Genomic DNA, 20,528 nt, shown 5'->3' on the forward strand with positions numbered 1-20,528 from the left:
ATTTGCCGCCGATAGTATCCGGTAGCCCTCCCGCACCCCCTTTCCTGTTGCCTGTCCGGTTTTGCCTACTCTCTGATCGGCTCCGTTTCTTTTGCCGACTGGAGCCTGCATTGCGCGGAGGCCGAATCCTTTGGGGTCAAATCGCTGTCGTCTTCACCATCGTTCTGGTGATGGTGTGGGCAGCGACGCAATGGACGGCGTTCCGCCTCCGCTTCCAGCTCCAGCTTGGCAATCCGTGGTTCGAGCTGGCGGGCTGGCCGGTCTATTATCCGCCGGCCTTCTTCTGGTGGTGGTTTTCGTTTGACGCCTATGCGCCCGCAATCTTCGTCGAAGGTGCCATCATCGCGGCGTCCGGCGGTTTCATCGCCATCGCCGCCGCCATCCTCATGTCGATCATCCGGGCACGGGAGGCGCGCAACGTCGCCACCTATGGTTCGGCGCGATGGGCGGAGGATCGCGAAATCCGCGCCGCCGGTCTGCTCGGCCCCGATGGCGTGGTGCTCGGCAGATACGACCGGCACTATCTGCGCCATGACGGGCCGGAGCATGTGTTGTGCTTCGCCCCGACTCGCAGCGGCAAAGGTGTCGGGCTGGTGGTACCGACGCTGCTGACATGGCCGGGAAGCTGCATTGTCCACGACATCAAGGGCGAGAACTGGACTCTGACGGCCGGCTTTCGCGCCCAGCATGGCCGCGTCCTGCTGTTCGATCCCACGAACGCCAGATCGTCCGCCTACAATCCGCTGCTCGAAGTGCGGCAGGGGGAATGGGAAGTCCGCGACGTGCAGAACATCGCGGATATTCTGGTCGATCCCGAAGGCAGTCTCGACAAGCGCAACCATTGGGAAAAGACCAGCCATTCGCTGCTGGTCGGCGCGATCCTGCATGTTCTCTATGCGGAGAAGGACAAGACCTTGGCGGGCGTCGCCAACTTCCTGTCCGATCCCCGCCGTCCGGTCGAGGCGACCTTGCGCGCCATGATGGATACGCCGCATCTCGGCGAGGCGGGCGTTCATCCCGTCATCGCGTCGTCGGCCCGCGAGCTGTTGAACAAATCCGAGAACGAACGGTCGGGCGTGCTCTCCACCGCCATGTCGTTTCTCGGCCTCTACCGCGATCCCGTGGTGGCGCGGGTGACGGCGCGATGCGACTGGCGCATTGCCGATCTGGTCGGCAGCCGCCAGCCCGTCACGCTCTACCTTGTCGTGCCGCCGTCCGACATAAACCGCACAAAGCCGCTTATCCGCCTGATCCTCAACCAGATCGGCAGGCGGTTGACCGAGGAATTGACCACCTCCGGCAAGCGCCATCGGCTGCTATTGATGCTGGACGAGTTTCCGGCGCTCGGCCGGCTCGATTTCTTTGAATCGGCGCTCGCCTTCATGGCGGGCTACGGAATCAAAGGCTTCCTGATCGCGCAGAGCCTCAACCAGATCGAGCGCGCCTATGGCCCGAACAACGCGATCCTCGACAACTGCCACGTCCGCGTCAGCTTCGCCACGAACGACGAAAGGACGGCGAAGCGTGTTTCAGACGCATTAGGCACGGCGACCGAGCTGCGCGACTCCACCAACTACGCAGGGCACCGCCTAGCCCCGTGGTTAGGTCACTTGATGGTGTCGCGGCAGGAGACGGCCCGGCCGCTGCTCACGCCGGGCGAAATCATGCAGCTTCCACCCACCGACGAAATCGTCATGGTCGCGGGCACGCCGCCGATCCGCGCCATCAAGGCGCGCTATTTCGAGGATGCGCGATTGCAGGAACGCATCCTGACCCCGCCCGATCTGGTCGCCGCTCCGCTGGCGCCCAGCCCATCCGCCGATGATTGGTCCGGCCGCGTGGTCGCGGCGGAAAGCCGTTCCGCGACGTGCGGAAGCGAGGCCGAAGGCGATCCGGCCAATGCGGGCATCCGCCGCGAGCCGGAATTGCCCGAGCATGAGGAAATCGTCGCCCCGCCGCCATCCCCCGAACAGGAGTTCGAGTTTCTGGACGACGAGCCGGACGTTGACGCGGCCAAGGCCCGCGCCATGCGCCAGCGCATGAGGATGGTGGCGCGGCAGGTGGCGATGAACCCCGATGATGGAATCGACCTTTGAGGATACGCCCATGGCAACCAGAACCCGCCTGAATCTCTATTTCGACCCCGCGCTCATTCCACAGATCGAGGCGATGGCGCTGCGCCGCTCGGTGGCGCTGCGCCGCAATGTCTCGAAATCCGCCATCGTTGAGGCGGCGGTCATGTCCTACCTGTCCGGCGATTCCGCCGACCAGCTTGAAGCCGCCATGTCGCGCCGCTTGGACAAGCTCGGCCGCCAGATCGACACGCTCGACCTAGATCTCGCCGTCCTTGGCGAGGCGGTCGCGCAGTTCATCCATTTCTGGATGACCCTCACGCCGCCGCTTACGGGAGCCGCACAATCCGCTGCCCGCGCCAAAGGCGCGGAGCGCTTTGAGGGCTTCATGCAGAATCTCGGACGGCGTCTGGCGACGGGCGACAGGTTCCTCAAAGAGCTGTCGCGTGACCTCGACTCACTTCCCGACGATCCGTTGCCGGACGAGTCCGAGAGCAACGGCGATCAAGAATAAGTATTCGGACCCATCCTATTTACCGCCGTTCGCCGCCGATCACCGCACGCAGCTAGATACTTGTTGAACCGGCCAGATTTCGGCCTCTCTTAATCGACCCCGATCCGGGGATGGCCTGTCGCGTCCCCGCAAGAAGCCGGGGCCGACATGACCACCAACCACCAAAAACCGGAAGCCATTGCGCGCGGCGCACGCATGTTGCGCACCGCGCTCGGCCCCGCCATTGCCCGGCTGCTCGAAGACCCGGCCGTGGTCGAGGTGATGTTGAACCCGGACGGGCGGTTGTGGATCGACCGCCTGTCCGAAGGGCTTTCCGATACGGGCGAGCGCCTGTCCGCCGCCGATGGCGAACGCATCGTTCGGCTGGTCGCGCATCATGTCGGCGCGGAGGTTCATGCCCGCAGCCCGCGCATCTCGGCCGAGCTGCCGGAGTCTGGCGAAAGATTCGAGGGCCTGCTGCCACCCGTGGTCGCCGCCCCGACCTTCGCCATCCGCAAGCCCGCCGTCGCCGTGTTCAGCCTCGACGACTATGTGGCGGCGGGGATCATGTCCACCGATCAGGCCGCGACGTTACGCGCGGCCGTTTCCTCCCGCGCAAATATCCTCGTGGCGGGCGGCACCAGCACCGGCAAGACCACGCTGACCAATGCGCTGCTCGCCGAGGTGGCGAAGACGGCGGATCGCGTCGTCATCATCGAGGATACGCGCGAGCTGCAATGCGCCGCGCCCAATCTAGTGGCGATGCGGACGAAAGACGGCGTGGCGACGCTTTCCGATCTGGTGCGTTCCTCGCTGCGCCTGCGCCCCGACCGCATCCCCATCGGCGAGGTGCGCGGATCGGAAGCCCTCGACCTCCTGAAAGCGTGGGGAACGGGACACCCCGGCGGCATCGGCACCATCCATGCAGGCACCGGCATCGGTGCGCTCCGTCGCCTTGAACAGCTCATCCAAGAGGCTGTCGTCACCGTCCCGCGCGCCCTGATCGCCGAGACAATCGACCTTGTTGCTGTCCTTTCCGGGCGCGGTTCCGCGCGCCGGCTTGCCGAGCTTGCCCGCGTCGAAGGGCTGGGGCCGGACGGCGACTACCGCATCACCCCCGCAATCCAAACCAGCACAGGAGAATCTTCATGATCCGCACGATTTCGCGCGGCTATCGCTTCGCCGCGACCGCCGCATCCACCCTTGCTATCAGCTTCATGCTCGCCCCGGCCGCCCATGCGTCGGGATCGTCGATGCCGTGGGAGCAACCGCTTCAGCAAATCCTTCAGTCCATTGAGGGACCCGTCGCAAAAATTATCGCGGTGATAATTATCATCGCCACCGGCCTGACCCTCGCGTTCGGGGACACCAGCGGCGGCTTTCGCCGTCTGATCCAGATCGTGTTCGGCCTGTCGATTGCTTTCGCCGCGTCGAGCTTCTTCCTGTCGTTCTTCTCGTTCGGCGGCGGGGCGCTCGTTTGATGGCCGTCGCGTTCGAGCAACTGGACGCCGTGCCGGGCTTCACGGTCCCGGTTCACCGGGCGCTGACCGAACATATCCTGCTCGGCGGCGCTCCGCGCGCCATCGCCATCATGAACGGAACGCTGGCCGGAGCCGTGGGCCTCGGCCTGCGCCTCTGGCTGATCGGCATCGCCATCTGGGCAATCGGCCACTTCGCGGCCGTATGGGCGGCAAAGCGCGATCCCCTCTTTGTCGAGGTCGGGCGGCGGCATCTCCGCATCCCCGGTCATTTGGCGGTTTGAGGGTGCAGCCATGATGAACCTTTCCGAATTCCGCCGCACCGCCGCGCGCCTCTCTGATTATCTGCCATGGGCCGCGCTGGTCGGTCAGGGCGTTGTGCTCAACAAGGACGGCAGTTTCCAGAGGACGGCGAAGTTTCGCGGTCCCGATCTGGATTCCGCCGTCGCGGCCGAGCTAGTCGCCGTCGCCGGCCGCATCAACAATGCCGTGCGCCGCCTCGGCTCCGGCTGGAGCATCTTCGTCGAGGCGCAGCGCAGCGAAGCCGCCACCTATCCCGACAGCACCTTTCCCGATCCCGCGTCGGCGCTGGTCGATGCCGAGCGTAAGGCCGGTTTCGAGGAAGCGGGCGCGCATTTCGTGTCCGGCTACTTCCTCACCTTCCTCTGGCTGCCCCCGGCCGAGGAAGCCGCCCGCACTGAGGCATGGCTCTACGAGGGCCGGGAGAAAACGGGGGTGGACCCGTGGGAAGTCCTGCGCGGCTTCATCGACCGCACCGACCGCGTGCTGGCCTTGCTTGACGGCTTCATGCCCGAGTGCCGTTGGATGGATGACGGCGCGACGCTGACCTATCTCCATTCCACCATCTCGACCAACCGGCATCGTGTGCGCGTGCCCGAGGTGCCCATGCACCTCGACGCGCTGCTCGCCGACCAGCCCTTGACCGGCGGGCTGGAGCCGCGCCTTGGCGACGCGCATCTGCGCGTGCTGACCATCGTGGGATTCCCGACCGCGACGACGCCGGGCCTGCTCGACGAAATGAACCGGCTGCCGTTCCCATATCGGTGGAGCACCCGCGCGATCCTGCTCGACAAGACCGATGCAACCCGGCTGCTGACCCGCATCCGTCGCCAATGGTTCGCCAAGCGCAAGAGCGTCGCCGCGATCTTGAAAGAGGTCATGACAAACGAGGCGTCCGCGCTTGTGGACACCGACGCCGCCAACAAGGCGCTCGACGCCGACATGGCGTTGCAGGAGCTTGGGGCGGACGTGGCGGGCATGGCCTACGTCACGGCGACCGTCACCGTATGGGATGCCGACCCGCGCCTTGCCGACGAGAAGCTGCGCCTGGTCGAGAAGATCGTTCAGGGCCGCGACTTCACCGCCATGCCCGAGAGCGTCAACGCGGTTGATGCATGGCTCGGCAGCCTGCCCGGACACGCCTACGCGAATGTCCGTCAGCCGCCCATCAGCACTTTGAATCTCGCCCACATGATCCCGCTATCGGCGGTGTGGGCGGGGCCGGAACGGGACGAGCATTTCGGTGCGCCCCCTTTGCTCTTTGGAAAGACCGAAGGCTCAACCCCGTTCCGGCTAAGCCTCCATGTCGGCGACGTAGGCCATACCCTTGTCGTCGGCCCCACTGGCGCGGGCAAATCCGTGCTGCTCGCCCTCATGGCCTTACAGTTCCGGCGCTATGAGGCCAGCCAAGTCTTTGCCTTCGACTTCGGCGGTTCGATCCGCGCCGCATCGCTCGCCATGGGCGGCGACTGGCACGATTTGGGCGGCGGCCTCACGGAAGGGGCCGAGACGTCCGTTTCGCTCCAGCCGCTTGCCCGCATCCACGATACCTATGAACGCGCGTGGGCGGCGGACTGGATCGCCGCCATCCTCATGCGCGAGGGGCTAACCATCACGCCCGAGGTCAAAGAGTATCTTTGGACGGCGCTGACTTCGCTGGCCTCGGCCCCCGTCGAGGAACGCACCATCACCGGCCTTGCCGTGCTGCTGCAATCCAACGATCTGAAACAGGCGCTCCGGCCGTTCTGCGTCGGTGGGGCCTATGGCCGGTTACTCGACGCCGAGACAGAGCATTTGGGATCGGCGGACGTGCAGGCGTTCGAGATCGAGGGGCTGGTCGGGACCGGCGCGGCTCCGGCCGTGCTCGCCTACCTGTTCCATCGGATCGGCGACCGGCTCGACGGGCGGCCGACGCTTCTCATCATCGATGAAGGCTGGCTCGCGCTGGACGACGAGGGTTTCGCCGGCCAGCTCCGCGAATGGTTGAAAACGCTGCGCAAGAAGAACACCAGCGTCATCTTCGCCACGCAAAGCCTGTCCGACATTGACGGGAGCAACATCGCGCCCGCCATCATCGAGAGCTGCCCGACGCGGCTCTTGCTGCCGAACGAGCGCGCCATCGAGCCGCAGATCACGGCCATCTATCGCCGCTTCGGCCTCAATGACAGGCAGATCGAAATCCTCGCAAGGGCCACGCCCAAGCGGGATTATTACTGCCAAAGCCGCAGGGGCAATCGCCTGTTCGAGCTTGGCCTGTCCGAAGTCGGCCTCGCGCTCTGCGCCGCATCCGCCAAATCCGACCAGACGCTCATCGCGCAGATTGTCGCCGAACACGGCCGCGATGGCTTCCTCGCCGCATGGCTACAGGCGCGCGGCGTCGATTGGGCTGCCGACCTGATCCCGAACCTCACCAATCTCGCCGACCGACCGGAATCCGCCGCGCCGGCCGCGCCGGATATCCACCCCACACAGGAGATTCTTCCATGACCTATTCCAAGATCGTCGGGGCCTCGGCCCTCGCGCTGGCGCTCGCCGTGCCCGTCGCGTTGTCGCCTATGCTGGCAAGCCCGGCCCATGCGCAATTCGGTTTCGGCCGCATCGTCTATGACCCGTCCAACTATGCGCAGAACGTGCTCACGGCAGCGCGCACTCTGGAGCAGATCAACAACCAGATCACCAGCCTCCAGAACGAGGCGCAAATGCTCATCAATCAGGCCCGCAATCTGGCGAGCCTGCCGTATTCCTCGCTCCAGCAGCTCCAGCAGAACGTCCAGCGCACGCAGCAGCTTCTCGGCCAAGCGCAGAACATCGCGTTCGAGGTCGGGCAGATCGACCAAGCGTTCCAGCAGCAATATGGCAACGTCTCGCTTTCGGCGACCGAAGCCCAGCTTGTCGCCGATGCGCGCGGCCGCTGGGAGAATACCGTTGGCGGCTTGCAGGACGCGATGCGCGTTCAGGCGGGTGCGGTCGGCAACATCGACAGCAACCGCGCCGAGATGGCCGCGCTTGTCGGCCAGAGTCAGGGCGCGACCGGGGCATTGCAGGCGACGCAGGCCGGCAACCAGCTTCTCGCGCTCCAGTCGCAGCAGCTTTCCGACCTAATCGCGGTCATCTCGGCAAACGGCCGCGCCGACGCGCTGACCGAGGCAGAGCGCGCGACCGCCGCCGAGCAGGGCCGCATCCAGCGCGAACGGTTCCTGACGCCGGGCAGCGGATACCAGCCCGGCAACGCGCAGATGTTCAACGGCAACAACTGACGGGAGGCTCGCCATGGACGGCAAGATGCTGGCCCGGCTCGGGGCCGTGGTGTTCATCGCCATCGCCGTCACGGCGACCGCAATCGACATGGCGCGGAAGGACGAACCTTCCGTGCTACCCCCGGCGTCGGCCTTCCAGCCACCGGCCGATCCCCTGCGCGAAACCCTGCGCCGTTGCCAGCAGCTCGGCGAGGCGGCGGCGAGTGACACCGACTGCCTCGCCGCATGGGCTGAATCCCGCGACCGCTTCCTCGGCCGTGACCGCAGCGAGGCGCGCTGACCATGGGCAACACGGGCGTCATCGACAATTTTCTCGGCGTATTCACCTCCTACATCGACAGCGGTTTCGGGCTGCTCGGCGGCGAGGTCGCCTTCATCGCCACGACGCTCATCGTCATCGACGTGACGCTTGCCGCGCTCTTTTGGGCATGGGGCGCGGATGACGACATTATCGCGCGGCTGGTCAAGAAGACCCTGTTTGTCGGTGTCTTCGCCTACATCATTTCAAACTGGAACAACCTCGCCCGCATCGTCTTCGAGAGCTTCGCCGGCCTCGGCCTCATGGCGTCGGGTACCGGCTTTTCCGTTTCCGATCTGATGCGGCCGGGCCGCGTGGCGCAGACCGGCCTTGATGCCGGCCGGCCGCTGCTCGATTCCATTTCCGACCTGATGGGCTGGATCGCCTTCTTCGAGAATTTCATTCAGATCGCGTGCCTGCTGTTCGCGTGGGCGCTTGTGGTGCTCGCGTTTTTCATTTTGGCGATCCAACTTTTCGTGACGCTGATCGAGTTCAAGCTGACCACGCTGGCCGGCCTCGTGCTGATCCCCTTCGGCCTGTTCGGCAAGACCGCGTTCATGGCCGAGAAGGTTTTGGGCAACGTGGTGTCGTCCGGCATCAAGGTCTTGGTGCTCGCCGTCATCATCGGCATAGGCAGCACCTTGTTTTCGCAATTCACGGCCGGTTTCGGCGGGGCAACCCCGACCATCGACGAGGCCATGGCGATTGTGCTTGCCGCGCTGTCTCTGCTCGGCCTCGGCATCTTCGGTCCCGGTATCGCCAACGGCATCGTCTCTGGCGGCCCGCAACTCGGCGCGGGCGCAGCCGTGGGAACCGGCCTTGCGGTCGCAGGTGCAGGCGTCGCCGCTGGCGGCGGGGCCATGCTCGCCGCCAAAGGTGGTGCTGCTGCCCTGTCCGGTGGAGCCGCGGCCGTTCGGGGAGGCGCGACCGCCGCGGGCGCGGCGACCGCTGCCTATAACCTCGGCTCGCTCGGCCAGACCGGAGCGGCGGGCGTTGCCTCCGGCCTCGGCGGTGTCGCCCGAGCGGCAGGCTCGGCCGCCGTCTCGCCGCTCAAGCGCGCAGCCTCCAGCGCAACATCCCAAGCAAGCGAAAGCGTCAAGTCCAGCTTCTCCGCTGGCGCAAAGGCCGGCTTCGGCGCGACTGGCGGCAGCTCGACCATGAGCACGGTCGGCGGCGCGAGCGCCGCCCCGGCCGCCGCGCCGCCGACTTTCCCCGATGGTCCCCCGGCTTGGGCGCAGCGGATGCAGCGCCGGCAGGCCCTCAACCACGGCACCGCCATGACAGCCCATGCCGTCCGCTCCGGCGACAGCCACGGCTCCGGTTCCTCCGTCAACCTTTCCGAAAGTGACCGCTCATGAGCATCTTCAAACGACCCGCAACTCATTACGGCAAATCACCCGAACCCGAGACGCCCTACCAGAAGGCCGCGCAGGCGTGGGACGAGCGCATCGGCTCTGCCCGCGTGCAGGCAAGGAACTGGCGGCTCATGGCCTTCGGCTCCCTGATCCTTTCGGCCGGCTTCGCCTCGGCGCTGGTCTGGCAGTCGGCGCGCGGGACCGTGGTGCCTTGGGTTGTTCAGGTCGATAATCTCGGGCAGGCGCAGACCGTCGCGCCGGCCCTAGCCGACTATCGCCCGACTGACCCGCAAATCGCTTTCCACCTCGGCCGCTTCATCGAGCAGGTCCGCGCGATCCCGGCCGATGCGATCATTGTCCGCCAGAATTGGCTTCGGGCTTATGAGTGGACCACGGATCGAGGCGCGGCTGCCTTGAACGACTACGCCCGCGCCAACGACCCGTTCACCCGCGTCGGCCGTCAGCAGGTCGCCGTCGAGGTCTCGAGCGTCATCCGCGCGTCCCCCAACAGCTTCCGAGTGGCGTGGACCGAACGCCATTTCGAGAACGGCCAACTCTCCACGACCGAACGCTGGACCGCGATCCTGACCATCGTGATCCAGCCGCCTCGCAATGCCGAGCGCCTGCGCGCCAATCCGCTCGGAATCTACGTCAACGCAATTTCGTGGTCGCGGGAGATGAGCCAATGAAAACTTCAGCTTGCATCAATCACCTCGCTGATCTTTCCCTCGGAGATCATGAAAAACGAGGTGCCCGTCATCTCGATCTCCTGCCCGGCCTTCCAGCCATTGGGCAGGTCGGTCTTGACCTTGGCGCGATAGCCGATGCGCACGGCTGCACGGTCGTCTATCGCGATACAGTCGAGGATCGTCTGTTCTCTTTCAGCAAACAACTGGACGCCCTGTTCCGCCAGCGCGCGGAATGCCTCGATCCCGTGCGTTTCGTTCGTCGTCTCTCCGTTCGATCTGTTGATAAACCGAACGTCGCCCGACAGGCAGTCGAGCATCGCCTGAACATTCATCCTGTTGTAGGCGTCGATATACCGGGCAACAATCGTCGGCACAGAATCCATTCTGTCGATTCCTCCTTACTGATCCTGAAGTCGCTAACCTATGCGATTTTTGCGACGGCGTTTGCAATTACTTTGGCAGGCTGCGCGACCAACCGGACACCGCAATTCAGCTACGATGCCAGCGTTCCGCCGCTGCCGACCGTGCAGGCGGCGGCAACCGACAACACGCCCCGGCCGCTGCATGTGCCCCCGGCATGGACCGTGGCGCGCGGCGGCACCGCCGCAGGCACACCGACCGGCCGCGTCGAGAACGCAAATGCCGCCGCCCGCGTCGAGCCGCGCCGGGAAGGCTACTACAACGCCATCCAGATTTATCCGTGGTCGGAAGGCGCGCTCTATCAGGTCTATGCCGCAGTCGGGCAGATCACGACCATTGCGCTGGAGCCAGGCGAGAGCCTGACAGGCGCGGGGCCGATCGCGGCCGGCGATACGACAAGGTGGATTATCGGCGACACAGAGAGCGGCAGCGGTGCAAACCGCCGGGTCCATATCCTCGTGAAGCCGACGCGCCCCGACATTTCCACCAACCTTGTCGTCACCACCGACCGGCGCACTTACATGCTCGAGCTGCGCGCGCGGGAATCGCTCTACATGCCGGCCGTGGCATGGGCCTATCCCGCACCGCCTGCCGGCCAGCGCCAGACCGTTCCGGCCGCACCCATCATTCCCGCCGAGGCAGCGCGGAACTATCGTTATGGGTTGCAGGTGCAGGGCGATAGCCCGCCATGGCGGCCGGTTTCCGTCTTCGATGACGGCAGGCGCGTTTATATCGTCTTCCCGGCTGGGATCGTGCAGGGCGAGATGCCGCCGATCTTCGTGCTTGGCGCGAACGGCGAGCCGCAGATCGTCAACAGCCGTGTCCACCAGAACGTCCTGATCGTTGACCGCCTGTTCGGCACGGCCGAACTGCGCCTTGGTTCTGGCAACCGCCAGCAGACGGTCAGGATCGTCCGCACCAACCCGACGCAGGCCGCAGCCCAGCCGGCCAGCGCGACCACGGGAGGATCGTCCTCATGAGCGATACCGATACCGCCGCACCCATGCGCCTGCGCGCTGAATCGCCCCGCGTCACCCGCCTGTCCCGCAAAATGCTGGCAGGCGTCGGAGCCGTCGCGCTTCTCGGCTTCGGCGGGGCGCTGATCTACGCGCTCCAGACCCGCGACGGAGGGCCGGACGGCGGCGAACTTTACTCGACCAACAACCGGCAAACCGCCGATGGGCTGGCGGGCCTGCCGAGCGACTATAGCGGCCCGGTGCTCGGTCCCGCGCTGCCGGGCGACCTTGGCCGCCCGATCCTTGACGCGCAGAACAGGGGCCAGCCAGTCGCGCCGCCCGTCATGACGACGCCCGCCGTCGATCCCGAGGAAGAACGCCGCAGGGCCGAGGAAGAAGCCGCGCGCTTGAGCAACGTCTTTTTCCAGTCCGGCCCGCGCACGGTAGCGCCAGCCGGCACGGCCATGCCCGGCCTTGCCGGTCTTGGCCTCGGCGGGCAGCCCGCGACACAGGATCGCCACGCGGCGTTTCTCAACGGGCCGGTGGACCGGCAGACCGTCGCCCCGGATCGCGTTGTGCCGCCAGCATCGCCCTATATCCTTCAGGCCGGGGCCGTGATCCCGGCCGCGCTCATCACCGGCATCCGTTCCGACCTTCCGGGCCAGATCACCGCGCAGGTGACGGAGAACGTCTATGACAGCCCGACCGGCTCGCTGCTCCTGATCCCGCAGGGCACCCGCATCATAGGCCAATACGATGACGGCGTGACCTTCGGCCAGCGCAGGGTGCTCTTGGTGTGGAACCGCCTGATCCTGCCGGGCGGCCGCTCCATCGTTCTGGAGCGCCTGCCGGGCGCGGACGCCAGCGGCTATGCCGGCCTTGAGGACGGTGTTGATTACCATTGGTGGGATCTAATGAAGGCCGCAGGGCTATCCACGCTGCTTGCAGTCGGCTCGGAGCTGGCCACGAGCGACGAGGACCGGCTGATCCGCGCCATCCGCGACGGGGCGCAGGATACCGTCAATCAGGCCGGCCAGCAGATCGTCCAGCGCCAGTTGCAGGTTGCGCCGACGCTCACCATCCGGCCGGGCTTTCCGGTCAGGATCATCGTCACCCGCGATCTTGTGTTCGAGCCGGCAGGAGGTTGACCATGACGAAACTGAAACTCGGCCCGCTGCCCGACGACAAGCCTGTCAAGGTGACGGTGGAACTGCCCGCGCCGCTTCACCGCGATCTGATCGCCTATGCCGAGGTGCTGGCCCGCGAGAGCGGCCAGCCCGTTGCCGATCCCGCCAAGCTCATCGTTCCGATGCTTCAACACTTCATCGCCACGGATCGCGGTTTCGCCAAGGCGCGGCGAGCCTCCAGCTAACCCCATTCCGGCAGGGGTGCCGCCAGCGCATAGGCGCAAATGCGGCACGCTACAGGCCGCCGACTGCCCTCCATGGTTCGCTTAATTCCGGGGCCAATAGCGCCCCGGAATCCGCCAGAACCAAGGAGGATTCCATGTGCGCAGAGCGCCGCCGCGCCCGCAAAGGGCGACCGCGACAGTCGATCCCCGAACCACTTCCCGACGATCTGTTCGACTACGCCGACGATCCTACGCCGGACGACCGGACGCGAGCCGGCAACACGCCACTTCTCGGCCCGGACGGCCAGAGGATGCGCGTTACCGACGATTGGCCGGAGGACATTCCCGTTACCGAGGCCGAGATTGACGTGTTCGAGCGCTGGTTCGGCGATGTGTTCGACGAACTCTTGAACCCGGGAAAGCCGGATGACAGCTTGCAATTCCTATCTCAAACTGATAGGAAAAAGGCATGAGCGCGGATCGTGATCCGGGCCTCGACACGCTTCTGGACCTCGACGGACAGATGCTCTTTGTCGATCCAGAGGGCGGCCATTGGGTGAAGTTCGTCGTCACCCGCGTTCCGGCATCCCCGGAGAAGCCGCACGGCCTCGATTATTCGCTCACGCTTCACGGGCCTTCGGGCGAACGACTGGTCGGCTTCGACAATGCCCACCCGGTCGGCCGGGGCAGGCGCGGCGAGCCGATGGACCATCGGCACCGCTTTCAGACCGTGAAGCCTTACGCCTACGAGGATGCGGCCACGCTGCTGGCCGACTTCTGGCAGACCGTGGACGCGGTATTGAAGGAACGAGGTGCCCTATGACCACATTGAAAGTCGGGATTGCCGACTATGAAGAAATGAAGGCCCGCACCATGCGGATCGCGCGCGGCGAGGAAAAACCTGCGCCCAGCGATCCGAAGGTGTGGTTCACCTCGACCGAATCCTTTGCCAAGGTGCTGTCGGCCGGCAACCGCGAACTGCTGCGCATCATCGCCGAGAAAGCCCCGGCATCGCTGGAGGAACTGGCGGAAATCACCGGCCGGGCCGGCTCCAACCTGTCACGCACCCTGAAAACCATGGAGAGCTATGGCCTTGTGCGGTTTGAACCGGGGCATGGACGCAAACTCGCGCCCAAGGTGGTGCATGACCGGGTGGAGCTGGCGTTGCCCCTGATCGACCGCCCCAAGGCGAAGAAAGCTATGGGAGGCCAAGCATGAACAAGCACAGCCCAACCACTACCGCCCGTGCCGCCCTCTATCTGCGCGTCTCGACTGCCCGGCAGGCCGAGCATGACATTTCCATTCCCGACCAGAAGCGGCAGGGCGAAGCCTATTGCGAGCAACGCGGCCTGCAACTGGTGGAGACGTTCATCGAAGCAGGCGCAACCGCCACCAACGACAAACGCCCCGAGTTTCAACGAATGATCGAAGCGGGCACGACCAAGCCCGCGCCCTTCGATATTGTCGTGGTCCACTCGTTCAGCCGGTTCTTCCGCGATCACTTCGAGATGGAGTTCTACGTTAGAAAGCTGGCGAAGAACGGCGTCAAGCTGGTGTCCATCACGCAGGAGATGGGCGACGATCCCATGCACCAGATGATGCGGCAGATCATGGCGCTGTTCGACGAATACCAGTCGAAGGAGAACGCCAAGCACGTCCTGCGCGCCATGAATGAGAACGCCCGGCAAGGCTTCTGGAACGGCGCACGGCCGCCTATCGGCTATCGCATCGTCGCAGCCGAGCAGCGGGGATCGAAGATCAAGAAGAAGCTGGAGATCGACCCGCTGCACGCCGACACCGTGCGGCTGATCTATCGCCTGTTCCTCGAAGGAGACGGCACGTCCGGCGCGATGGGCGTAAAGGCCATCGCCACCTATCTCAACGAGCGCCGCTTCTTCACCCGCGACGGAGGGCGTTGGGGATTGGCGCAAATCCACGCCATCCTGACCCGCACCACCTATATCGGCGAGCACAGGTTCAACACCCGCTCGCATAAGGACCGGGAGAAGAAGCCGGAGAGCGAGGTCGCTATCATGGCGGTGCCGCCCCTAATCGAGCGCGAGACGTTCGACGCGGTGCAAGCCCGCCTCAAGTCCCGCAATCCCATGGTGACGCCTGCACGTGTCTCCAGCGGCCCGACGCTCCTGACCGGCATTTGCTTCTGCGCCAAGTGCGGGGGAGCGATGACCCTTCGCACCGGCCAAGGCAGCACGGGCGCGACATACCGCTACTATACCTGCTCGACCAAGGCCCGGCAGGGCAAGACCGGCTGCAAGGGTCGCACAATCCCCATGGACAAGCTGGACCATACGGTCGCCGATTATATCGGGGACCGCCTGCTCCTGCCCAAGCGGTTGGAAACCGTCCTTGCCAGCGTCATCGACCGCCGACAGGAACGCACCGAACGCCGCCGCGAGCATCTTGCCGAGCTTCAAAGGCGAATCACGGAAGCCGACCAGCGGCTCGGCCGTCTCTTTGACGCCATCGAAGCCGGCATGGTGGACAAGGACGACGCCATGGCAAAGGAACGCATGGTGAGCCTCAAGGCATTGCGGGATCAAGCCGCCGCCGACGCGGAGCGCACGCAGCTCGCGCTCGATAGTTCAGGCAATCAGGGCGTCACCCCCGATATGCTCAAGGGGTTTGCCCGCAAAGCCCGTGAACGGATCAAGCTCAACGATGGCGGCTACCGCCGCGACCATCTACGCGCGCTGGCGCAGCGTGTCGAGGTTGCCGACGACGAGGTTCGCATCATGGGATCGAAGTCGGAACTGCTGCGAACGTTGGTCGCCGCTTCAAGCGTAGAAACGGCGGCGTTCGGCGTTCATAGTTCTGTTCTGAAATGGCGCGCCTAGGACGATTCGAACTTCTATCTCGATAGCCTAAATCTGTACGCGATTGATGCCGGTACTAGCGCAGGCCTGAACATCGTAAACTAGGTCTGCATGGCGCTCGCGGTCAGAGCGTCGGCACCACCGGAGCGCTTCAGTGGTCACCCGCCAACGGCAGCGTACGAAGCACAGTTTCAGTTAGCCGCCGATCTCATTGGCGTAGAAAGCCACGCCGGTTCGCGAGAACGAAAAGGAAAGAAAAGCAAAACTGCGTGTGCAAATTTTGCACACACCGACAAACAACCAACTGATTATAAACAACAATCATCACCATCCATCATGGGGGCCACGGACAGTCTGTACGCTGGGTGCATCGGCGTTATTGGAAGACATCAAGAAAGGCGGAAGGGTCGCTATATAAGCGAGACCCTCATCAAATGCGATGACGCGCGGCATGGCGGCCCATACTGCGGCATCGGGCGTCCGCGACCATCCCCGCTCCTCTGTCCAACCCAGCTTGGCGCAGCAGGAGACACCGTCAGGCCCCCTTGCGCAGCGCGGCCGCCGACGTTTCTGAAGGCGCGCTGTAACCGTTGCTCGCACATGGACCGAACCCGGATATATCCGGGATAAATTTGCGATTCATCGAGCATTAAGTCATAATCGCTCGATTATAGAGACAACATAAGATTGCGGCGACGAATATATGTTCATATTCGTCGTGACGTTTTTTGTTCTTGTGTTGTCTGCCGAATAAAGAACTGGAGAGGCAATCATTCCAGCCTGCAAGCATAAACTCTAAGATATTCGGACTAAGCGATATTTCCGCGCGCCGATTCCATGTCCGCACTCCGTATATTGGGAATGCTGGCGATCGGCCCTCTTTCGCCCCGAGTTTTTTTGCGGCCGCAGAGCCGCCTGCGACGGGGCCTGTCACCCATCAGCCCAAAGTGAATATGCCCAAGCAAAAACGTATCGCCATCATCGGCGCCGGCCCGTCGGGCCTGGCCCTGCTCCGCGCCTTCCAGTCCGCCCGTGACGAGGGCGCCGACATCCCTGAAATCGTCTGCTTCGAGAAGCAGACGGACTGGGGAGGCATGTGGAACTACACCTGGCGCACCGGCATGGACGAGAACGGCGAACCGGTTCACGGCAGCATGTACCGCTATCTGTGGTCGAACGGCCCCAAGGAGTGTCTCGAGTTCGCCGACTACACCTTCGACGAGCACTTCAAGAAGACCATCTCCTCCTATCCCCCGCGCGAAGTCCTGTGGGACTACATCCAGGGTCGGGTGAAGAAGGCGAACATTCGCCAGTACATCCGCTTCAACACCGCCGTGAAGGACGTGGTCTTCGACAAGGCGTCCGGGCAGTTCACCGTGACGGCCAAGGACTATTCCGCCGGTCGCCGCACGTCAGAGACTTTCGACCATGTGATCGTCGCCACCGGCCACTTCTCGACGCCGAACGCGCCGTCCTATCCGGGTTTCGACCTGTTCCCCGGCCGTATCCTGCACGCGCACGACTTCCGCGACGCGGCCGAGTTCAAGGGCAAGGACGTGCTGCTGATCGGCTCCAGCTACTCGGCCGAGGACATCGGTTCGCAGTGCTACAAGTATGGTGCACGGTCGGTCACCACCAGCTATCGCAGCCAGCCGATGGGCTATGACTGGCCCAAGGGCTGGGAGGAGAAGCCCTGTCTGACGCGCGTGGACGGCAAGACCGCCCACTTCAGCGACGGTACGCACCGCGACGTCGACGCCATCATCCTGTGCACCGGCTACAAGCACCACTTCCCCTTCCTGCCGGACGAGCTGCGCCTGAAAACCAGCAACCGTCTGTGGCCGCTGAACCTGTATGAGGGCGTGGCCTTCACGCCGAACCCCAGGCTGTTCTACCTGGGGATGCAGGACCTCTGGTACAGCTTCAACATGTTCGACGCCCAGGCCTGGCTGACGCGCGACATCATCATGGACCGCATCCAGCTGCCGTCACGCGCGGACATGGAGGCCGCCAACGACCAGTGGCGCGAGAAGGAGGTCGCCATCCGCACGGATGAAGAGGCCTTTGAGTATCAGGGCGAATACATCAAGCGCCTGATCGCCCAGACCGACTATCCTGATCTTGATATCGACAACATCAACAGGATCTTCCTGCAGTGGAAGAAGGACAAGAAGGCCGACATCATGGGCTATCGCGACAAATGCTATCGCTCGGTCCTGACCGGTACGCTGGCGGCGCGTCACCATGTGCCGTGGATGAAGGCGTTCGATGACTCGCTGGAGGCCTATCTGCGGCTTCCGTCGGCGCGCAGCCAGGCCGCGCGCGCCTGATGCACGGCCTCTCCTGCCGCCGCCGCGCGGGCAGGAGAGGCCGCACCGGCGGCCCGGCGCAAGGCGAAAAGGCGCTTAGGCGCGCGCCACCTGAAAACCGGCGAAGGACTGGCTGACCGGCATCAGTTCCAGCGCATTGATGTTCAGATGCGCCGGCAGGGTGGCGACCCAGAACAGGGTCTCGGCGATATCCTCGCCGGTCATCGGCTGGGCGCCGCCATACAGGGCGTCCGACGCCGCCTGATCGCCGCCGGTGCGGACTAGGGTGAACTCCGTCTCGGCCATGCCCGGCTCGATGGAGGTGACGCGCACCCCCGTCCCATGCAGGTCCGAACGCAGGCCCAGCGAGAACTGGCGCACGAAGGCCTTCGTCCCGCCATAGGCGTTGCCGCCCTTATAGGGATAGGTCGCCGCCACCGAACTGATGTTCAGGATCGCCCCCTTGCGCGCGATCAGGCGCGGCAGCAGGCGGTGCGTCAGCGTCACCAGACCGGTGATGTTGGTGTCGATCATCTGGCGCCACTGGGCCAGATCAGCCTCCTGCGCCGTCGCCGTGCCCAGCGCCAGACCGGCGTTGTTGACCAGAACGTCGATGTCGCGGAAGCCCTCGGGCAGGGCCTCCAGCGCCGCGTCGATGGCGGCCTCGTCCCGCAGGTCGAAGGGGGCGGCGTGGACCCGATCCGCGCCCAGTTCGGCGACCAGTTCGTCCAGGCGTTCCTGACGGCGGCCGGTGGCGATCACCTTCCAGCCCGCGCCCGCGAAACGGCGCGCCGCCGCCCGGCCGATGCCCGAGGTGGCTCCGGTGATCAGAATGACGCCGCTCATGATGTCCGTCCTTGAGGCCTTACTGCCCAGCCGACTTAATCCCGCACCAGCCCGCCGTCGACCACCAGATTCTGCCCCGTCACTGCGCGGCTCCACGGCGAGGCGAAGAAGAGGGCCGCATCGGCGAACTCTTCCGGCGTCGTCACCGACCGCAGCGGCGTCATGCTGGCGATCAGGTCGAATACGGCTTCAGGCGTCGCGGCGCTGGCGTCCGTCGTCCGCAACAGGCCGCCCGAGATCATGTTGACGGTGATCCCCGACGGCCCCAGATCGCCCGCCGCCGTCCGCGTCAGGCTGAGCAGGGCGGCCTTGGCGGCGGTGTAGTCATGGTAGGGCACCACCGGATTCTGGAACAGGTTCGTACCGATGTTGACGACCCGGCCGAACGCCTGCGCCCCCATGCCGGGCACCGTCGCCTGAATGACGTTCAGGGCGCCCCGGATCACGGTGGCGAACTGACGCTCCATGTCTTCCCACGGAATGTCCGCCATCTGGGCGCGGGCGTCGCCGTTGAAACTGTAGTCCAGTGCATTGTTGACCACGGTGCTGACCGCCCCGCCGAAATGCGCCTCAACCTTCGCGACCATGGCGTCGACGCCTGCGCGGGCCGTCACATCGGCCTGAACGGCCAGCGCCCGCTCGCCCAGTTCAGCCGCCAGCGCCTCGGCCCGCTCGCCGCTGTTGCGCCAGTTGATCGCCACCCGCGCGCCCTGCCCCGCAAAGGCCCGCGCCGCCGCCGCGCCCACGCCGCGCGCGCCGCCGGTGATGAGAACGATCTGATCGCGGATTTCCATGAGAACAACTCGCAGCTTCTGAACCGACCTCAGCCATAGGCCGTGCCCGTGATGAAGACCAGCCGACCCTGAAGAACAGCGGTTGCATTTAGCGAATACCCTAATTAGTTTTCCTCCTATGAACAGCCTGTTCAAGGCCCTGTCCCATCCGGTGCGACGGCGCATCATCGCCATGCTGCGCAAGGGGCCGCTTGCGTCCGGCGACATCGCCGCCGCTTTCGACATGAGTTGGCCGACCATCACCGGCCATCTGAATGCGCTGAAGGAGGCCGAACTGGTCAGCACCGAGCGCGACGGCCAGTCGATCCGCTATCGGCTGGAGATTTCAGCCGTCGAGGAGGCCCTCGCCTTCCTGATGGACCTGAGCGGGACGGGCGAAACAAAGGAGGAGGACCATCATGACTAGAGTGAAACTGGACACCCTGGATCTGGCCTCGATCATTCTGATCGGCGCCGTCGCCTCCCTCGCCATCTGGGTCGGAACCGCAGGCCCGACGACGCCGATCCCCATCCATTTCAACCTGGCGGGAGAAGCCGACGGCTGGGCGCCGCGTGGCCAGGTCGCATGGATGATCGGCGGCCTCGGCGTCGCCGCCGCCGCAACCGTCGGCGGATGCAGCCTTTACGCGCGGCGGGCTCAGGCCGATCCCGCGCGCCGACGCAGCCTCAAGAGCGCCCAGTTGGTCAGCCTGCTGGCCTTCGCGGGCTGCATCGGTCTGATCGCCTTTCCTCTGTTCAGCAAGGCCCCGCCAAGTCAGGGTGCGCATATGGCCGTGACGGCTCTGCTGTTGCTGGCGGTCGGCGCCTTCCTTGGCCGCGTCGGCCCCAATGTGGCTGTCGGGGTGCGCACCCCGTGGAACTATAAGAGCAAGCTGGCGTGGGAACGCTCCAACCGCCTGGCCGGGCGGCTGATGTTCGGTCTCGGCCTGGTCGGCCTGATCGCCGCGCCGATTGCGCCCCAGCCCCTGGGGTTCAGCGCCCTGATCACCGGCGCTCTGATCGCCGCCGCCTGGTCGGTGTTTGAAAGCTGGCGCGTGTGGCGCGCCGATCCCGACCGACAACCTTTCTGACCCCTG

22 protein-coding genes are annotated in these 20,528 nt (G+C 65.0%); 20 read left to right on the top strand and 2 right to left on the bottom strand.

Annotated elements, in window-relative coordinates; genetic code table 11:
* Positions 1–110: 110 nt before the first annotated feature.
* The 18 genes from H556_RS0105540 (at position 111) to H556_RS0105630 (ending at position 17,833) form a co-directional block, all read left to right on the top strand.
* Complete coding sequence (locus tag H556_RS0105540; RefSeq protein WP_024353495.1) at positions 111–2,096, top strand: conjugal transfer protein TraG; 1,986 nt, start codon at positions 111–113, stop codon at positions 2,094–2,096.
* The gene (locus tag H556_RS0105545; RefSeq protein ID WP_245559421.1) at positions 2,077–2,586 is read left to right on the top strand and encodes a CopG family transcriptional regulator; all 510 of its coding nucleotides are present in this window, start codon (positions 2,077–2,079) and stop codon (positions 2,584–2,586) included. Before H556_RS0105540 ends, H556_RS0105545 begins: the two co-directional genes overlap by 20 nt.
* 147 nt (positions 2,587–2,733) lie before the next feature.
* Positions 2,734–3,717 carry a P-type conjugative transfer ATPase TrbB gene (gene trbB, locus H556_RS0105550; RefSeq protein ID WP_024353497.1) on the top strand — a complete coding sequence of 328 codons (984 nt, stop codon included), beginning with the start codon at positions 2,734–2,736 and terminating at the stop codon, positions 3,715–3,717.
* A complete protein-coding gene (locus H556_RS0105555) occupies positions 3,714–4,046 on the top strand; it encodes a TrbC/VirB2 family type IV secretion system protein (protein ID WP_024353498.1) in 333 nt (110 codons plus the stop codon). Before trbB ends, H556_RS0105555 begins: the two co-directional genes overlap by 4 nt.
* Positions 4,046–4,327: a VirB3 family type IV secretion system protein gene (locus tag H556_RS0105560; RefSeq protein WP_024353499.1), complete on the top strand. Its 282-nt coding sequence runs from the start codon at positions 4,046–4,048 to the stop codon at positions 4,325–4,327. The genes H556_RS0105555 and H556_RS0105560 overlap by 1 nt, the downstream gene beginning before the upstream one ends.
* A 10-nt stretch (positions 4,328–4,337) precedes the next feature.
* Positions 4,338–6,830 carry a conjugal transfer protein TrbE gene (gene trbE / locus H556_RS0105565; protein ID WP_024353500.1) on the top strand — a complete coding sequence of 831 codons (2,493 nt, stop codon included), beginning with the start codon at positions 4,338–4,340 and terminating at the stop codon, positions 6,828–6,830.
* Positions 6,827–7,600: a P-type conjugative transfer protein TrbJ gene (gene trbJ / locus H556_RS0105570; RefSeq protein WP_024353501.1), complete on the top strand. Its 774-nt coding sequence runs from the start codon at positions 6,827–6,829 to the stop codon at positions 7,598–7,600. Before trbE ends, trbJ begins: the two co-directional genes overlap by 4 nt.
* 13 nt (positions 7,601–7,613) lie before the next feature.
* On the top strand, positions 7,614–7,880 hold the full coding sequence (trbK-alt, locus tag H556_RS0105575; protein WP_024353502.1) for a putative entry exclusion protein TrbK-alt: 267 nt from the start codon (positions 7,614–7,616) through the stop codon (positions 7,878–7,880).
* Positions 7,881–7,882: 2 nt separating this feature from the next.
* The gene (trbL, locus tag H556_RS0105580; RefSeq protein ID WP_024353503.1) at positions 7,883–9,256 is read left to right on the top strand and encodes a P-type conjugative transfer protein TrbL; all 1,374 of its coding nucleotides are present in this window, start codon (positions 7,883–7,885) and stop codon (positions 9,254–9,256) included.
* Between the two features lie 2 nt (positions 9,257–9,258).
* Positions 9,259–9,942, top strand: a complete 684-nt coding sequence (gene trbF, locus H556_RS0105585; protein WP_456304000.1) for a conjugal transfer protein TrbF — start codon at positions 9,259–9,261, stop codon at positions 9,940–9,942.
* Positions 9,939–11,342 (top strand): P-type conjugative transfer protein TrbG, encoded by a 1,404-nt coding sequence (gene trbG, locus H556_RS0105595; protein WP_245559422.1) that lies wholly within the window; start codon positions 9,939–9,941, stop codon positions 11,340–11,342. The genes trbF and trbG overlap by 4 nt, the downstream gene beginning before the upstream one ends.
* Complete coding sequence (locus H556_RS0105600) at positions 11,339–12,466, top strand: TraB/TrbI/VirB10 family type IV secretion system protein (RefSeq protein ID WP_024353506.1); 1,128 nt, start codon at positions 11,339–11,341, stop codon at positions 12,464–12,466. Before trbG ends, H556_RS0105600 begins: the two co-directional genes overlap by 4 nt.
* Before the next feature lie 2 nt (positions 12,467–12,468).
* A complete protein-coding gene (locus H556_RS0105605) occupies positions 12,469–12,690 on the top strand; it encodes a DUF2274 domain-containing protein (RefSeq protein ID WP_024353507.1) in 222 nt (73 codons plus the stop codon).
* Positions 12,691–12,824: 134 nt separating this feature from the next.
* A complete protein-coding gene (locus tag H556_RS0105610; protein ID WP_024353508.1) occupies positions 12,825–13,142 on the top strand; it encodes a hypothetical protein in 318 nt (105 codons plus the stop codon).
* Complete coding sequence (locus H556_RS0105615; RefSeq protein WP_024353509.1) at positions 13,139–13,492, top strand: toxin-antitoxin system TumE family protein; 354 nt, start codon at positions 13,139–13,141, stop codon at positions 13,490–13,492. The genes H556_RS0105610 and H556_RS0105615 overlap by 4 nt, the downstream gene beginning before the upstream one ends.
* Positions 13,489–13,887, top strand: coding sequence for an HVO_A0114 family putative DNA-binding protein (locus tag H556_RS0105620; protein ID WP_024353510.1), 399 nt, complete (start codon positions 13,489–13,491; stop codon positions 13,885–13,887). Before H556_RS0105615 ends, H556_RS0105620 begins: the two co-directional genes overlap by 4 nt.
* Positions 13,884–15,524 (top strand): recombinase family protein, encoded by a 1,641-nt coding sequence (locus H556_RS0105625; RefSeq protein ID WP_029673239.1) that lies wholly within the window; start codon positions 13,884–13,886, stop codon positions 15,522–15,524. The genes H556_RS0105620 and H556_RS0105625 overlap by 4 nt, the downstream gene beginning before the upstream one ends.
* A gap of 932 nt (positions 15,525–16,456) precedes the next feature.
* Positions 16,457–17,833 carry a flavin-containing monooxygenase gene (locus tag H556_RS0105630; protein WP_024353511.1) on the top strand — a complete coding sequence of 459 codons (1,377 nt, stop codon included), beginning with the start codon at positions 16,457–16,459 and terminating at the stop codon, positions 17,831–17,833.
* A gap of 75 nt (positions 17,834–17,908) precedes the next feature.
* Here the strand turns inward: H556_RS0105630 and H556_RS0105635 are convergent, their stop codons facing one another.
* Both H556_RS0105635 and H556_RS0105640 read right to left on the bottom strand, forming a co-directional pair.
* Positions 17,909–18,658: an SDR family NAD(P)-dependent oxidoreductase gene (locus H556_RS0105635; protein WP_024353512.1), complete on the bottom strand. Its 750-nt coding sequence runs from the start codon at positions 18,656–18,658 to the stop codon at positions 17,909–17,911.
* 35 nt (positions 18,659–18,693) lie between these two features.
* The gene (locus H556_RS0105640; RefSeq protein ID WP_024353513.1) at positions 18,694–19,452 is read right to left on the bottom strand and encodes a 3-oxoacyl-ACP reductase; all 759 of its coding nucleotides are present in this window, start codon (positions 19,450–19,452) and stop codon (positions 18,694–18,696) included.
* A gap of 118 nt (positions 19,453–19,570) precedes the next feature.
* Between H556_RS0105640 and H556_RS0105645 the strand changes: the two genes are divergently transcribed.
* On the top strand, positions 19,571–19,858 hold the full coding sequence (locus H556_RS0105645) for a metalloregulator ArsR/SmtB family transcription factor (protein ID WP_024353514.1): 288 nt from the start codon (positions 19,571–19,573) through the stop codon (positions 19,856–19,858).
* The gene (locus H556_RS0105650; protein ID WP_024353515.1) at positions 19,851–20,522 is read left to right on the top strand and encodes an SdpI family protein; all 672 of its coding nucleotides are present in this window, start codon (positions 19,851–19,853) and stop codon (positions 20,520–20,522) included. Before H556_RS0105645 ends, H556_RS0105650 begins: the two co-directional genes overlap by 8 nt.
* Positions 20,523–20,528: the final 6 nt, after the last annotated feature.

The organism is Brevundimonas naejangsanensis DSM 23858, from assembly GCF_000421705.1.
In the GTDB taxonomy this organism is placed as follows: domain Bacteria; phylum Pseudomonadota; class Alphaproteobacteria; order Caulobacterales; family Caulobacteraceae; genus Brevundimonas; species Brevundimonas naejangsanensis.

Excerpts from the sequence above, each read along its gene's own strand:
- H556_RS0105630 (WP_024353511.1), top strand. The coding sequence starts at position 16,457 with ATGCCCAAGCAAAAACGTATCGCCATCATCGGCGCCGGCCCGTCGGGC.
- H556_RS0105645 (WP_024353514.1), top strand. The coding sequence starts at position 19,571 with ATGAACAGCCTGTTCAAGGCCCTGTCCCATCCGGTGCGACGGCGCATC.
- H556_RS0105605 (WP_024353507.1), top strand. The coding sequence starts at position 12,469 with ATGACGAAACTGAAACTCGGCCCGCTGCCCGACGACAAGCCTGTCAAG.
- H556_RS0105635 (WP_024353512.1), bottom strand. The coding sequence starts at position 18,658 with ATGAGCGGCGTCATTCTGATCACCGGAGCCACCTCGGGCATCGGCCGG.
- trbL (WP_024353503.1), top strand. The coding sequence starts at position 7,883 with ATGGGCAACACGGGCGTCATCGACAATTTTCTCGGCGTATTCACCTCC.
- trbK-alt (WP_024353502.1), top strand. The coding sequence starts at position 7,614 with ATGGACGGCAAGATGCTGGCCCGGCTCGGGGCCGTGGTGTTCATCGCC.
- H556_RS0105650 (WP_024353515.1), top strand. The coding sequence starts at position 19,851 with ATGACTAGAGTGAAACTGGACACCCTGGATCTGGCCTCGATCATTCTG.
- H556_RS0105600 (WP_024353506.1), top strand. The coding sequence starts at position 11,339 with ATGAGCGATACCGATACCGCCGCACCCATGCGCCTGCGCGCTGAATCG.
- trbB (WP_024353497.1), top strand. The coding sequence starts at position 2,734 with ATGACCACCAACCACCAAAAACCGGAAGCCATTGCGCGCGGCGCACGC.
- H556_RS0105620 (WP_024353510.1), top strand. The coding sequence starts at position 13,489 with ATGACCACATTGAAAGTCGGGATTGCCGACTATGAAGAAATGAAGGCC.
- H556_RS0105560 (WP_024353499.1), top strand. The coding sequence starts at position 4,046 with ATGGCCGTCGCGTTCGAGCAACTGGACGCCGTGCCGGGCTTCACGGTC.
- trbG (WP_245559422.1), top strand. The coding sequence starts at position 9,939 with ATGAAAACTTCAGCTTGCATCAATCACCTCGCTGATCTTTCCCTCGGA.
- trbJ (WP_024353501.1), top strand. The coding sequence starts at position 6,827 with ATGACCTATTCCAAGATCGTCGGGGCCTCGGCCCTCGCGCTGGCGCTC.
- H556_RS0105640 (WP_024353513.1), bottom strand. The coding sequence starts at position 19,452 with ATGGAAATCCGCGATCAGATCGTTCTCATCACCGGCGGCGCGCGCGGC.
- trbE (WP_024353500.1), top strand. The coding sequence starts at position 4,338 with ATGATGAACCTTTCCGAATTCCGCCGCACCGCCGCGCGCCTCTCTGAT.
- H556_RS0105555 (WP_024353498.1), top strand. The coding sequence starts at position 3,714 with ATGATCCGCACGATTTCGCGCGGCTATCGCTTCGCCGCGACCGCCGCA.
- H556_RS0105610 (WP_024353508.1), top strand. The coding sequence starts at position 12,825 with ATGTGCGCAGAGCGCCGCCGCGCCCGCAAAGGGCGACCGCGACAGTCG.
- H556_RS0105625 (WP_029673239.1), top strand. The coding sequence starts at position 13,884 with ATGAACAAGCACAGCCCAACCACTACCGCCCGTGCCGCCCTCTATCTG.
- H556_RS0105545 (WP_245559421.1), top strand. The coding sequence starts at position 2,077 with ATGATGGAATCGACCTTTGAGGATACGCCCATGGCAACCAGAACCCGC.
- H556_RS0105615 (WP_024353509.1), top strand. The coding sequence starts at position 13,139 with ATGAGCGCGGATCGTGATCCGGGCCTCGACACGCTTCTGGACCTCGAC.